This window comes from Sulfitobacter mediterraneus, from assembly GCF_003054325.1.
Classification (GTDB): domain Bacteria; phylum Pseudomonadota; class Alphaproteobacteria; order Rhodobacterales; family Rhodobacteraceae; genus Sulfitobacter; species Sulfitobacter mediterraneus.
Map to the genome: position 1 here is coordinate 194,690 of NZ_QBKU01000008.1, position 12,717 is coordinate 207,406.

The following is a 12,717-nucleotide window of genomic DNA, read 5'->3' on the forward strand; positions in this document are numbered from 1 at the left end:
TCTGCATGCAGACGCTCTAGGCTGCGGCATTTGCGACATTTGCGGCAAAGATGCTGGCGAAGATTTATGCAGAACCCCGCCGCGTATGTCAGTTCATCCCAGACCAGCCGTTCATGCAACGCGCGGCGAACGGCGGTACAGAGCCCACTTTGACATAACTGCCCCTGTCGCTGATGGAACGGGATCGAGACCAACTCACCGGCAACGATGACCCAAGGTGGACGTCAATGACTATTTTTCGACAAGCGAATAAATTTCGGTCATCCCGCCAAGGTCTGGCACCGGAAATTTCCCGATTGAAGTAAGCCCCTCCGGACTGGATTGGAAAAATCGCGGCGACGCAAGCACCGAAATTGCCAAGGACTTCGTGAGCGCCTCAATGCGGGTGACTTGATTTGCTGAAGCGCCGATAACCGTCATATCAAGACGACCGGCAGTTCCCACATTCCCGAGAGTCACATCCCCCGCATGCAAGCCGATTCCAAAAACAAAGTCTCCCGCCGAACTAGCACTTGTTTTCGAGCGCAAGCAGTCCGCCTTCACAAGAGATTGCCGCGCCGCAGACAGTGCCGATGAGAATGCCATCTTCTCATCGCGCTCATCCAGGGGGAAAATAGCCATCACACCATCACCAATGAATTTCAGGACCTCCCCCCCATTCTCGATGACCGAACCGGCAGTACAATCAAAATAGTTGTTCAACAATTCCAAATACTCGTCTGTCGGTAGACTGGTGGATAGCCGGGTCGAATCCCGCAGGTCGCTGTACCAGAGAACACAGCTTATCCTGTTCCCGTCTCCACGCTCGATCATGCCAGACAGGATGTTTCGCGCTGGAATTCTGCCGACATAAGCCTCCAAAAGCTGCGCAGAAAGCATCTGTTCGGTGGCCGTTTTCAAAAAAAGAGAGAGTGCAGGCCAAAGGGACTTGATTTCATCTATTTGATCATCAGAAAAGCCACTGCTATTTTTTGTGGCAAATGAGCCGTAGACTCCCTCTGAATTTGTTGCGGTTTTCCGGGATTCCCAGTGTCGGCCATAAGATTGCTTAATAATAAAATAGTCGCAAAATCCGCGAGCGTTGAGTTTCTCGAAAACCGGAAACTTACCCCGCGTTTCCGAATTTCGAAGATCATAGCGCTCGAAGTCGGAAGCACTTCTGGCTAAACTTCCCGCGGGAGTGTTATTTGTATCGGAATTAATAATCACAGATTTGGGAACAAATTCCGTATCTGAGACCCCTACGTCTATTTCCCAGGTTGTATCCATCGCACCCATAATTTGATGCCGCTGAAATGTGGAGCAGTTGATCCGGTCAACGGGAATGCCGCAATTTGATAGCCGTTTTGAAAATGATCGGATTGTCTCCCTAATCGGTTGTTCGGTCAGTGCGCTGATAGCGAGCCAGTCGGTGATATCCGTTAGTTTTTCTTCGCGAGATACCATCTCAGAACCACCTTTATTACCGTAATTAGCTTATGCCTGAAAAACAGCCTAACCAACCACATCTAATTCTGCTTCGCTGTTGATCTAGTCGAGACTGGTCCCAAATGCACCTATACAATGATTAGCATTTGGAAGTACCTGCCAGAATATCCGCTTTTGGCACATTTTGATGTAAGTAGTGTTGTCGTAACCTGAACACCCGCTCTTGGTATACCAAGACAAATTGTCCGCTCAGCCGACATTGGCTCCTTTTTGTCGTGCCCTACTCTAGCAGTTGGCAAGGCCGACCGAAACTGTCAGATGTCGGCTATGAGCCCAAAGTTTGCGCAACTTGTAAAAACCACGCCGGTCTGACACCGTCTATCTACACCTCATCATGATTGATCATCGCACGCGAAAGGAAAGCAGAATGCCCTATCCAGATTTTATAACAGCATTTCCGAGTATTGACGTTCCGTTCCCCGATGATGTCGTGCAGACAGCGGTGGTGCGGTCAGACAATGGTCTGGTGGCCTTCTTCACCTTCCTCAAGGATATGCAACTTCCCCCACATTCTCATGGTGCGCAGTGGGGCACTGTCGTCGAAGGGCAAATCGAGTTGTCCATCGGTGGGGAGACGAAAATTTACAGAGCCGGTGACAGTTACTCAATTCCGGCAGGCGTTGAACATGGGGCTTTGATCAAGTCCGGAACGCGCGTCATAGACGTCTTCGAAGAAGCTGATCGATACTCAATCAAGCAGTAGCGTGCGTCCGCTTCGTCCGCATACCCGACATTTGGCGACTGTTAGCACCCAAGATTCCGACTGAAACTGTCAGATGTCGGCTGTGCGCCCAAAGTGACACGCGCCTTGACTAACTCTGGGCCGTTCGCAATGCTCAGTTGATGGAAAATCCAAGTACCGAATACTTTGGCTCTGAGGCTCAGCAAGGGCTCCAGTGGCGTGCCGATAAGGTATGGATTCTACTTAAAGAAGATCCTCAATTCTCCTGTCATGGGCGCGCGGTTGCTTTGGCCGAGTACCAAAAGAACAATCTCTCGACTCAATTGGCACTAGCAAGGCTCCAAGGAGTATGCCCGATAGAAGGTATCGACAGAGCTTCTGCTAAAATCAGGAAAACTGAGTTGGAAGCTGAAGGGCTTGTAACAGACGAATATGTTTCTTGGACCGGCGGGCCAGATGCGTTTGACGCTGCAGGGGTCGTTTTGCAAGAACGTGCGCTACCTGATGATCTGACCATGATGGAAATTGATACTTCTACACCGTTGGAAGATTTGAAAAAAGTCGATGCACTAACGCAAATATGTGATGTTCTTCTTCCAATGGGATTGTTCTTGCGCGGACTCCAAAAACCAAGCGTTTTCTTATTTGCAAAAGATAACGAAGGACGCGTTGTCGGTGCATCGGCAGCAGTGGCTCAATACCATTCAGATCACGACAAATCCAAAAAGGTCTGGTGGGGAATGCTCGCAACAGATGAAAGTCGACGCGGAGAGGGTATAGCTATGTTGTTGGGGGCGATGGCCTTGCGGAAAATAAATGCGAAATTCGGCTATACAGAGTGCTTCACAGGTATTCGTGAGGGCAACAAGCCATCAGAGGCTCTTTGCTCCAAACTTGCCCTTGCTGCCAGTTCCAATGTTGATCTGATCGCAATTTATCCACCCGCATTTTCTGGTGGACAGTTAACTAAGTAGACACCAAAGCAAACGTCACTTTGTCCCGCAACTTTCCAGTTCAGACATCGAACAGCGAAGGTCCGCATATCCTGAAAAACTTGATCTAGTCAACTTTTCGATCACAGCTCACCCGGCGTAAGAACTCGCAGAAACTTTCGTGACGAAATTTTTTGCAAAAACTTCCGCGAGGAAAATCATTGATCTTGACGAGCAATTTGCCGTCGACCCTGCACGGGTTGAAAGCTCGTTGGCGCGAACATAGGTACTCAACCCGGAACTGAAGATGGTTTTCAGTTCAATCCGATCCACCATCAAAGAGGGCAAGACACCCGGCGAGACCACATTATGGAACATGTTGACCTTCCCAAGTTTCCAACACGAACCGGCTACATGACAGAGAATATCCAGCGGGATTACATCACTTCAGCTATGACCAAGGGAATTCTGCCAAAGGATGCGCATCGGATGGCTGACATCCTGTCGTTGACCGCGCCCAGCGATACTTCAAAGCCGATCCAGTTTTGGCAACTGTATTCTGTGCTTGGCCAGGATCCCATCGTGGAGATTGTGCAGCGTTTCTATCAGCGTGTGTTTGAGCAGGATGATTGGTTCAAATCCGTCTTCGAACGTGTCGGCGGCATCAATCATCACATCAATACGCAAGCCAGCATGTGGATAGATGTGATGGGAGGTGGGCCGTATTATCACGGTGCAGAATTTCGTCTGAACTTTCATCACACTCACAATGCGATGGCATTGATGAACGACAAAGGTGCGGGTCTGTGGTCCAGGTTGATGTTGGAGACTTTGGATGCATCTTCGCATCTGATGGCGGATGACCCGCGTGTGCGAACCAGTATCAATACGTTCTTGTCGTTCTTCATGGGCAAATATGCGGAAGACTTCCAGTTTGAGAACCGCAGCTTCTTTGGCGAAACGAACTCTGCGTACAAACGGAAGATCAACTTCATGAAGATGACGGAGCAAGCCATTGCCGCGTTGAGCGAGGACGAACTCAGTGCAGCACTCACAGATCGCGGAGTAGATGTCTCACAGTATGAGGGCAAAGTAGCGAAAGTGAACAAGGCGCTGATGATGTGATCATCAGCGCCCTTCAAACAGGCGACATAATATGGATTGCTCTGTCTGCCAGCATGTCTTTGGTGCTGGCTCCGTAAGCTTTCATATGGTCCGAATTCGCATGGGCACCTAAAGCAGCCATACTCGCCCATTTTTCGACAACCACAAAAGTATCGGAGCCAAATTCGGTCTGCATCGGACCTGCGTTTTCAGTGTCGATTGTGGCTTCGTATGCGATACAACCGTCTTCAGCCAGCACAGCAGGGACATTGGCATTAAACAATTCTAGCACAGCATCGCGCTGGCCTGGTTTTGTGGTAATGATCGCGAGCACGTGGACTGCAGACATGATAAGTTTCCTGTCGTTGGAAATGGAGTTCCCCAACGCTAGCCGCGGGTATACCTAAGTGCAACAAATGAGCAGAGGCGCAATGCCCGTCGAGAAATCGGTTGAAAATCGTAACAGTCCTTTCACCTAAAGGAGCAAAGAATGAGAGCTTGTGGATGTGAAATTTCGGCTCAGCAGGTACGTCTTGCCGTGGTCCAGTTGAATGACGAAGGCCAAGTCGAAATGCTTCGGTTGAAGACCACACGCATAGAACTTGCAGATGACACGTCTGAGGCAGACTTGAGATCATTCCAAGCCGCCCTTCAAGCGTTTGCCCGCGAAAACCAAATCGATACTTTCGTTATCAAAACGCGCGCAAAGAAAGGAAAGATGGCTGGAGGAGCCGTATCGTTCAAAATCGAAACGCTCATCCAACTGGTAGAAGACTGCGACACCAAATTCGTTAGCCCCGTTGCACTTTCAAATTTCGCGAAGAAAGAAGTCGAAGCGTATCCGGAGAAATTGCTCGTTTATTTAAAGAACGCATACTTGGCTGGCGCATATGTTTTAATCAAAAGATGATATCCGGACACCGATTTCACATTCGGCATCTTTCTCACTAGACCAGTTGGAAGCGAGGCGGATGTGCCCATCTGCCAACACTGTTGGAACAATCCGACAGCAGGGAGTAATATAGATGACGGTTTCGAAAACTGATCAGATCAAAGCATTGCTGAAGAGCATTGAAACCGGCGATCCCGGACCAGTGGCTGTGGTAAATGAAGCCAAATACATCCAGCACAATCCCCAAACGCATGAAGGTAGTGAGGGGCTGGCTCAGCTTTTTGCACGGCTTTCCAAGACGAACCCCAAAGTCAACATGGTCAGAGGTTTCGAGGACGGAGATTTCGTATTCGCCCATATGGAGTATGACTTCCCGAGCCGAAAGATTTGTTTTGAGGTATTCCGTTTCGAAGATGGCCGAGCCGTAGAGCACTGGGACAACATTCAGCAAAGACATGGGCCCAATAAATCTGGCCATAGCATGGTGGACGGACCAACCACAGTGACTGACCATGAAGAGACTGAAACTAACCGATCCCTCGTTCGATCATTCGCTGAAACCGTGTTGGTTGCTGGGCAAATTGAACACCTAGCGGATTTCGTGGATGCCGACGACTACACCGAACATAACCCGCATCTTGAAGATGGATCTTCATCACTGCAATCAGCACTTAGCGAGATGACAGGCGGCAACAGGCACATTGATTACCATCGGGTTCATCGCGTTCTGGCACAAGGAAATTTCGTGCTTTGCGTAAGTGAGGGCGAACGAGGCGGAGTTCATTCCGCATTCTACGATTTGTTTCGTATCGCAAACGGGAAGATCGTTGAGCATTGGGACACGACGGAGGCTATTGCACCCCGTAGCGAATGGAAGAACAACAACGGCAAGTTTTGAGGTGCAAAAACCATGCGGCTCTTTCAAATGGTCATGAACCGCGAAAACCACAGATTTCCACCAACAATCCCATACACTTAAAACCACAATATCACAACTGAAGCACCATAAGCACGGCAAGGAGCGTTGGGACACGACTGTGCTGAGGTGCGCGGCGTGTAAAAACTGTGTCCCTGTAAGCGTTCTGGTTTAGTATACCAGAGAACACGGCAATGAGAACTGTACCAATGATGGCGATATGCCATGTTTTTGAGATATTTTTCGAAAGGCGATGCAATGATTGATGCACAAGCAGTGACCAAAATGGCGGCTGACTATACGGCGGCCTGGAACTCCAAATCCGCTGAGGCAGTTGCCTCTTTCTATGCTGAAGATGGCGAGATCATAATCAACAACGGTGACCCTTGGAGCGGTCGTTCTCGCGTTCAAGAAATGGCCGCAGGCTTTTATGCTGATGTTCCGGATTTGAAACTGACCTGTGATGATGTTCGTTGCTCAGATAGCCACGTGATTTTCGTATGGACCTTCACTGGGCATGATGCCACCTCCGGCAGACCACTTAACATTCGTGGCTGGGAAGAGTGGGAAGTTGGAGAAGACCTTAAAGTAAAAGCTTCACGGGGTTGGTTTGATGCTGAGGATTACGGGCGGCAGGCCGAAGGCAAATAGTCAAACCCAAAAACCACCAATTTCCGTCAACAATCCCAACAGCTTAACAACCGAAAGTAACGATTGAAGCACCATGAAGCAGGGCAACCAACGTTGGCGGCAGCGTTGTGCTAGGAAGCACCGTGGTATGCTCGTTGCGCGCGCCCAAAAGGCTCTCAATCTTTAGGGTCCTACTCGGTCAAGGCGATCTCATTGGGAGAGCGACTGAAGGGTGAAGAGGAACAGCAAACTTTGCAATCCGGTGCAGAAAAGATCGGCAGCTTGCACGCTCTACTTGGTTGTTCGGCCTTCAGGTATCTGGGCTTTGTCGACAGCAAATATGTCAAGGTACTCCGATTTCTTCAAACCAAGATTAGCACAAAGGTTTTCAGAAGGCGTATTCCCCTCGCGGATACCGGTGAATACCTGGCGGATGCCGTATTGCTTTTCCATCGCAAGCAATGCCATTGCACCCAGAAATACGGCGAGCCCCTGACCTCGTTGATCCTTCCGCGTTGCAAGCATCCCCCAAAGGGCTTGCCCACCTCTTTCGTGTGTTGGGTGGAATTGGGTTATCGATGCAGCCGTTGCAACAACATCTCCATTTGCGGTGCAGGCATAAAGGCAAACTCCTTCGCGGGCCTGACCGCGAACAAACGCGCCGTTTGGCAACAGGACACCACAGCTTTGCGCAACCACGTCCACCTCTGCCAGAATATCATGAGGTGTTTCGGCCTGGATCTGACTGACCTGTATTCCGTCCGGCAGACTACGAGATGCGACCACCTGCCTGGCAACGTCGAAACAGGCTTCACCGCCAAGCCACTCAACATAGGAATCAACTGCAAAACCCGCCTTTTCAAGATATTCAAGTCGTTGCACCGCATCTGCCTTTGCCACGCCGCAACAGCCCGCCGCGCCTTGCAATTGAGCCAATGCCATCTGAAGCTCAGTGTTGTCTGCGGTATGATTTGACAGCTGCACGTCGCGCCCATGGCAGCAGAATTGAGGATCATCCTTCAAGATGTGCCAAAGCGGTTCTGAGCGTTGCATCATGGCCCTTTGGGTTGGGGTTCCGTGGAATTCTCGTGCGATCATGGACATAGTTTGAGCCCCTCTTTGAGTGGTGGTTGTTTCGCACACACATTCGCACTTGTGTGCAATCCCGCCGCAACGTCCTCGCAATACAAGCATAAATAGACCGACAAAAACCAATTATACGGCCGTGTTTTCAAAACACTAATAAAGATGATCGCATCGCATGGGCGTGGTATGTTGCTAAGACAGGAAACTTGATCAGGAAAGCCGGCGCGGACCATCTCATGACGACACAACTGATCATCGACATAAATGGCCCGTTTGACGCACGTCGCTCTGACGATACGTCTATTGGTTCCCTTTCGAGGCGTGGGCAGGGTTTGCTGGCCTTCCTAGCAATGCAGCCAAGAATGATTGCCAGCCGTATGTCCGTGATGACGCTGCTTTGGGGAGATAGGGCAGAAGCGCAGGCGCGAGCATCACTGCGGCAGGAGCTTTCACTGTTGCGCCGTAATCTACCGGAGGATGTGCTTGAAGCCGACAGGCTGAATGTCTGGCTCACAAACACCGAACTGATCGTCTCAGCAGAGCATGAACTGCTTTCTGGATTCGATCTGAACACGCCTGTCTTCGAGGAATGGCTGCGCGACGCCAGATCAGCAACAAAAACTCACGCAGGCCCGTCGACCAAAGCCCAGTTGCGAAAGCGCGGCCGCCCGACCTTGGCAGTGCTTGCGTTCGAAGAATTTGGGGGAAACGAAACCGACAATTTCCCTGACGGGGTCGTCGAAGAGATTACCGGATCGTTAAGCCGGATACGAGAGTTTCACGTTATCGCCCGCCAATCCACTTTTGCGTTAAAGCGCCAAAATATCGATGCGGTCGAAGCTGCACGGCAGTTGGGCGTCGAATACCTGGTAAGCGGCGTGGTTCATCGTGTGCAGGACAAGGTAAGAATATCTGTTCAGCTTCTCAACGGAAGCGATGGGCGAACGTTGTGGACCGGTAAATTTGATGACCAGATGGATGACCTTTTCGCCCTGCTGGATCGCATTTCTCTGCAAATCGCGGGGCAAATTTCTCCAAGTTTGCGGGATGCCGAAATACGTCGCGTGCGAAACCGACCCACTGAGGATCTCACAGCGTATGAACATCTGCTCAGCGCATTCCCTCACTTTTGGACCCATAGCAGGGATCAAAACCTAAAGGCAATTTCCCATTTGGACGCGGCCTTGGACAAGGACCCTAATTACGCACACGCCCTTGCTCTGAAGGCGTGGTGTTTCGCACAGCACCCTATCTACATGTGGTCTGATCGCCCGGAGACGGATCGCGCACAAGCGTTGAAACATGCCTCCGCTGCGGCATTGCGGGCCGGGCATCATGCACCGACACTTACCGCGATTGGTGCGGCTTTCAGCATTGCCGGGGCCGATGCTGGAGAGGCCCTTTCCTATATCGATCGGGCACTTGAAATTGATCCTAGCAACGCCTGGGCATGGCTGCGACTTGGATGGCATGGCGCTTATACCGGCGATATCAAGTCGGCTGAGACAGCGTTTCAAAACGCACTTGAACTCAGCCCGTTGGACCCTTTCAAATTCAACGTGTTGGCTGGCCGTGCCAGCCTGCTGATACTGTGGACCAAACGAATTGATGAAGCGATTGCGATGCTGGAAGAAGGCATAAGGCTCAACCCGTCTGCAACATGGCAGCACCGGGAGCTGATACCTGCATATTGCAAGGTTGGCGACAAAGAGAAGCTGATGCAAGCGGGGCAGATGCTGATGAAAGCCTATCCCAGATTGACCGTCAAAGAGTTAAGCCGCTCATTTGCCAAGATAAACACAGCCGTGGATGATCAGCATTTGGAATATTTCGTCCAGGCTGGGATTCCGGTTCAGTGACTAGAACGATATGCTGGTGCAGTTATCGAGGTAGCTCGCAACGACGGTCGGCTAAGTCCCACGTCTTCCCAGTTCATGCAGCCTGCAGCGAACGCCGCATCACCCGGAAAACTTGATCTAATCAAGTTTTTCGTCGCAATATTGCCAGAAGAACCGCCAAGAACTTTCGTCACGAAACTTTCTGCAAAAACTTCCGCCGGGAAAAGTCTTGCTGCAAGCAACACAACCCAATTGGATCCCAATGTTGCCAAATGATTATGCTGAAACAAATCGATCCAGCCACAGTCGCCCACAACCCGAGAAAATCCGAAATTTATATCAACAATCCCATGCACTTAATAACTGAAAATAACACTTGAAGCACCATAAGCACGGCAAGGAGCGATTCCAACAAAGTTAAGCTGAAGATTGTCACGCTCAGCCCAACCGATATGCTCTCATCACAATCACAACAAAATTCACACTAGGCAACCAATGGCACAACCCAAAGACAGCAATCCGGACCCAGCACTAATTCCAGAAGATCAGCCAACCGACTGGTTTGAAGTGCTTTACTCGAGCGCCGACAAGGATGGAACAGGGGTTCCATGGGCCAATATGGCGACCCATCCGTCCTTTGCGAAATGGGTGGCCAGAAACCCGGTAGACGGACAAGGCAAAACAGCATTGGTCGTCGGTTGCGGCATGGGTGACGATGCCATCGCGCTTGAGGCACTAGGATTCCGAGTTACGGCCTTTGACGTTTCCGCCACCGCCATAGAGCTCTGTAAGGAGCGGTTCCCGCAGTCCACAGTCGATTTCCTGCAGGCCGATCTATTGGCAGACCAACCTCAATGGGACCGCAAGTTCGATCTGGTTCTTGAAATATTCACTGTGCAGGCGCTGCCTCCGAAATACGAAGATGGTCTGATTGAAAGTATCGCAGGTTTCGTCGCTCCAAACGGACTGCTGGTTGTGATTGCCGAGACCAGCGAAGAACCAAGAACGTTCGAAAACGGCCCTCCGTGGTTGCTGACGTCTGGCCATATCCAAGCGTTTGCATCACATGGACTGCTGATTGAGCAGGAACTTTCCGAACCTTCTGATTTTCCTTTAGCTGACCGTCTGTTGGTTACAACTCTCAAAAGATCGGAGGGTTCGGAATGAGTGGATCAGGATCAATTTTTGAGAAGCTGGAGCTCCCCTGCGGTGTCGCTCTGAAAAACCGCATTGTAAAATCGGCGATGTCGGACTCTCTAGGCGATGGAACGGGTCACCCGACAAATGAACAGAACAGGCTTTATCAACGTTGGGCTGAAGGCGGGTTGGCTGTGTCCATTGTGGGCGAAGTCCAAGGTACTTCGGGATTTGCTGAGAAGCCCGGAAATCTCGTCCTGAACGAAAACTCAGATCTTGCCCGCTTCAGAGAGCTAGCCCAGCGTGGTGAAGTGAATGGCAGTCATCTTTGGCTGCAGCTTGGCCACGCCGGTGCCCTTTCATATGCTCCGACTAGCAGCCCAAAAGGGCCAAGTGCCCTTGATTTACCTGGATTAAGTTGCGCGGAATTGACCGTTGATGAGATACGTCAATTGCCTGCGGAATTTGCTGGAACGGCGAGATTGGCACAGCAGGCAGGGTTTGGTGGTGTGCAGATACACGCGGCACATGGCTTTCTGCTCAGCCAGTTTTTGTCCCCGTTGTTCAACAAACGCACAGACGACTATGGCGGTTCAATTGCAAATCGGATGCGACTCTTGCTGGAAACCATTGAAGCAACCCGCGACGCTGTGGGCCCTCGGTTCCCAATTGCGATCAAACTCAATTCGTCTGACCAGTTGGAAGGCGGGTTTGATGAAAGCGATGCTCTCAAAGTGGTGGAGGCATTGGATCAGACCTCAATTGATTTGATCGACATCAGCGGCGGCACGTATTTTCCTGGGGCAAAGTCTGCATCCGACGGTGCAGGGCGCGGGCCATACTTCGTTGCCTTCGCGAAACGCGCTCGAGAAGTAACTACCAAACCACTCATGCTTACAGGTGGTTTCAAAACTCGAGACCAAGTCGAAGATGCATTGTCTAGCGGCGTAGTGGATGTGGTTGGCCTTGCCAGAGCAATGGTGCTTGAACCATCGTTGCCAAATCTCTGGATGCAAGACAAACGTCCCGAGCCAGAGTTCCCCCGGTTTGCCAATGCACCAGAAGGCGGGATTACCGCTTGGTACACGATGCGGCTAACAGAGATTGGTGAGGACAAGGACGCTCAGGGATTTGGCGATCTTACACAAGCAATCAGTGACTACGAAGAACGCGACAAAATCCGAACCGATGTTTGGCTGGAGCACTTTCCCTAAAAAGTCGACGGCTCACCATAAGGCACTGAACCTGCAATTCCTTTCAGTTAATTAAGATCTGCTAATACCACAAATTTGTTCCAACAATACCAAACATTTAACTCCACAATATCAACGATGAAGCATCATAAGCACGGCAAGAAGCGTTGCTAGGTCGGTGTGCTAGAACTGTGCTAGGTGCACGGCGCGGCGCTCACAACGCACTGCACGCGCACGTAGTTCGTCCGGATATCTCTTCCCAAAGTTCTTCTTTTCCATAACCCAGTATCCTTACTTCTGGGTCTCCGCCAAACAAGGGGCGGTTCATGTAGCCTGAGCTGCATGTTTCAGTCTCAGATGCCAGAGTTTCGGCACGGCACATCTGTGTTTGACCTACACAGATGTGACACGAGCAGGTTGCTCAAGTACAGCTTCTCTTGGGAAAGCAGGCATTGGTTTTGACTGCGGCAAACTTCGGATTAGTGTCCAGAGGCTCGGATGCTGCGCTTCGATTGAATGACGCATTAGCATCGCAAATCGATCATTAAGTTAGGGCTCTTGGCCTTTTCTTTCAGAGATTGAATTGGCTTGCTTGGATGATACGGGTTTGGAATCCTCCATGTGGCTTCGCACATCGAGCGCACCCCCGCTCGCCGGGCCGCGCAGCGGCTGAAACAGCATCCGGTCAAGCCAGAGGTCGCGGCGTGTGCGAAACTGCTCGATCCCGATCCCCATACCGATGTGCCCCTTCGCTGGTTGCGCGACGTAAGTTCCGAGAAGCCAATCCCACCACGGTAAATTGAAGCCGAAATTCGAGTT

At 50.9% G+C, this 12,717-nt stretch carries 13 protein-coding genes; 9 read left to right on the forward strand and 4 right to left on the reverse strand.

The genetic code is table 11. From position 1 onward, the window contains the following. Positions 1 to 231: 231 nt before the first annotated feature. On the reverse strand, positions 232 to 1,446 hold the full coding sequence (locus C8N31_RS14330; RefSeq protein WP_081785666.1) for an adenylate/guanylate cyclase domain-containing protein: 1,215 nt from the start codon (positions 1,444 to 1,446) through the stop codon (positions 232 to 234). 409 nt (positions 1,447 to 1,855) lie between these two features. Between C8N31_RS14330 and C8N31_RS14335 the strand changes: the two genes are divergently transcribed. From C8N31_RS14335 to C8N31_RS14345, 3 genes are all read left to right on the forward strand, one after another. After that, positions 1,856 to 2,191, forward strand: a complete 336-nt coding sequence (locus C8N31_RS14335; RefSeq protein WP_025047798.1) for a cupin domain-containing protein — start codon at positions 1,856 to 1,858, stop codon at positions 2,189 to 2,191. Between the two features lie 140 nt (positions 2,192 to 2,331). After that, positions 2,332 to 3,144: a GNAT family N-acetyltransferase gene (locus C8N31_RS14340; RefSeq protein ID WP_025047799.1), complete on the forward strand. Its 813-nt coding sequence runs from the start codon at positions 2,332 to 2,334 to the stop codon at positions 3,142 to 3,144. A gap of 372 nt (positions 3,145 to 3,516) precedes the next feature. After that, a complete protein-coding gene (locus C8N31_RS14345; RefSeq protein WP_231476761.1) occupies positions 3,517 to 4,227 on the forward strand; it encodes a globin domain-containing protein in 711 nt (236 codons plus the stop codon). A gap of 13 nt (positions 4,228 to 4,240) precedes the next feature. On the opposite strand, the gene C8N31_RS14350 is transcribed toward C8N31_RS14345, so the two are convergent. Continuing rightward, complete coding sequence (locus tag C8N31_RS14350) at positions 4,241 to 4,555, reverse strand: putative quinol monooxygenase (RefSeq protein ID WP_025047801.1); 315 nt, start codon at positions 4,553 to 4,555, stop codon at positions 4,241 to 4,243. Positions 4,556 to 4,696: 141 nt separating this feature from the next. On the opposite strand from C8N31_RS14350, the gene C8N31_RS14355 reads away from it, so the two are divergent. From C8N31_RS14355 to C8N31_RS14365, 3 genes are all read left to right on the forward strand, one after another. Continuing rightward, positions 4,697 to 5,116 carry a DUF3010 family protein gene (locus C8N31_RS14355; RefSeq protein WP_025047802.1) on the forward strand — a complete coding sequence of 140 codons (420 nt, stop codon included), beginning with the start codon at positions 4,697 to 4,699 and terminating at the stop codon, positions 5,114 to 5,116. 115 nt (positions 5,117 to 5,231) lie between these two features. Next, positions 5,232 to 5,996 carry a nuclear transport factor 2 family protein gene (locus C8N31_RS14360; protein ID WP_025047803.1) on the forward strand — a complete coding sequence of 255 codons (765 nt, stop codon included), beginning with the start codon at positions 5,232 to 5,234 and terminating at the stop codon, positions 5,994 to 5,996. Positions 5,997 to 6,239: 243 nt separating this feature from the next. Next, positions 6,240 to 6,665 (forward strand): nuclear transport factor 2 family protein, encoded by a 426-nt coding sequence (locus C8N31_RS14365; protein ID WP_231476763.1) that lies wholly within the window; start codon positions 6,240 to 6,242, stop codon positions 6,663 to 6,665. A 270-nt stretch (positions 6,666 to 6,935) separates the two neighbouring features. On the opposite strand, the gene C8N31_RS14370 is transcribed toward C8N31_RS14365, so the two are convergent. Then, a complete protein-coding gene (locus C8N31_RS14370) occupies positions 6,936 to 7,748 on the reverse strand; it encodes a GNAT family N-acetyltransferase (protein WP_146173140.1) in 813 nt (270 codons plus the stop codon). A 218-nt stretch (positions 7,749 to 7,966) separates the two neighbouring features. Here C8N31_RS14370 and C8N31_RS14375 point away from each other — a divergent pair, with 218 nt between their 5' ends. The 3 genes from C8N31_RS14375 (at position 7,967) to C8N31_RS14385 (ending at position 11,919) form a co-directional block, all read left to right on the forward strand. Beyond that, on the forward strand, positions 7,967 to 9,589 hold the full coding sequence (locus C8N31_RS14375; RefSeq protein WP_146173141.1) for a hypothetical protein: 1,623 nt from the start codon (positions 7,967 to 7,969) through the stop codon (positions 9,587 to 9,589). A 474-nt stretch (positions 9,590 to 10,063) separates the two neighbouring features. Continuing rightward, positions 10,064 to 10,735 (forward strand): class I SAM-dependent methyltransferase, encoded by a 672-nt coding sequence (locus tag C8N31_RS14380; RefSeq protein WP_025047807.1) that lies wholly within the window; start codon positions 10,064 to 10,066, stop codon positions 10,733 to 10,735. Continuing rightward, positions 10,732 to 11,919: an NADH:flavin oxidoreductase/NADH oxidase family protein gene (locus tag C8N31_RS14385; RefSeq protein WP_025047808.1), complete on the forward strand. Its 1,188-nt coding sequence runs from the start codon at positions 10,732 to 10,734 to the stop codon at positions 11,917 to 11,919. The genes C8N31_RS14380 and C8N31_RS14385 overlap by 4 nt, the downstream gene beginning before the upstream one ends. Positions 11,920 to 12,447: 528 nt before the next feature. On the opposite strand, the gene C8N31_RS14390 is transcribed toward C8N31_RS14385, so the two are convergent. After that, a partial coding sequence (locus C8N31_RS14390) for a sterol desaturase family protein (RefSeq protein WP_420877387.1) occupies positions 12,448 to 12,717 on the reverse strand: 270 nt, incomplete at its 5' end.

What these genes read in the sequence shown, in the direction of transcription:
- C8N31_RS14345 (WP_231476761.1), top strand. Translation starts at nt 3,517, where the DNA reads ATGACAGAGAATATCCAGCGGGATTACATCACTTCAGCTATGACCAAG.
- C8N31_RS14385 (WP_025047808.1), top strand. Translation starts at nt 10,732, where the DNA reads ATGAGTGGATCAGGATCAATTTTTGAGAAGCTGGAGCTCCCCTGCGGT.
- C8N31_RS14350 (WP_025047801.1), bottom strand. Translation starts at nt 4,555, where the DNA reads ATGTCTGCAGTCCACGTGCTCGCGATCATTACCACAAAACCAGGCCAG.
- C8N31_RS14375 (WP_146173141.1), top strand. Translation starts at nt 7,967, where the DNA reads ATGACGACACAACTGATCATCGACATAAATGGCCCGTTTGACGCACGT.
- C8N31_RS14355 (WP_025047802.1), top strand. Translation starts at nt 4,697, where the DNA reads ATGAGAGCTTGTGGATGTGAAATTTCGGCTCAGCAGGTACGTCTTGCC.
- C8N31_RS14365 (WP_231476763.1), top strand. Translation starts at nt 6,240, where the DNA reads ATGTTTTTGAGATATTTTTCGAAAGGCGATGCAATGATTGATGCACAA.
- C8N31_RS14340 (WP_025047799.1), top strand. Translation starts at nt 2,332, where the DNA reads ATGGAAAATCCAAGTACCGAATACTTTGGCTCTGAGGCTCAGCAAGGG.
- C8N31_RS14360 (WP_025047803.1), top strand. Translation starts at nt 5,232, where the DNA reads ATGACGGTTTCGAAAACTGATCAGATCAAAGCATTGCTGAAGAGCATT.
- C8N31_RS14380 (WP_025047807.1), top strand. Translation starts at nt 10,064, where the DNA reads ATGGCACAACCCAAAGACAGCAATCCGGACCCAGCACTAATTCCAGAA.
- C8N31_RS14370 (WP_146173140.1), bottom strand. Translation starts at nt 7,748, where the DNA reads ATGTCCATGATCGCACGAGAATTCCACGGAACCCCAACCCAAAGGGCC.
- C8N31_RS14330 (WP_081785666.1), bottom strand. Translation starts at nt 1,446, where the DNA reads ATGGTATCTCGCGAAGAAAAACTAACGGATATCACCGACTGGCTCGCT.
- C8N31_RS14335 (WP_025047798.1), top strand. Translation starts at nt 1,856, where the DNA reads ATGCCCTATCCAGATTTTATAACAGCATTTCCGAGTATTGACGTTCCG.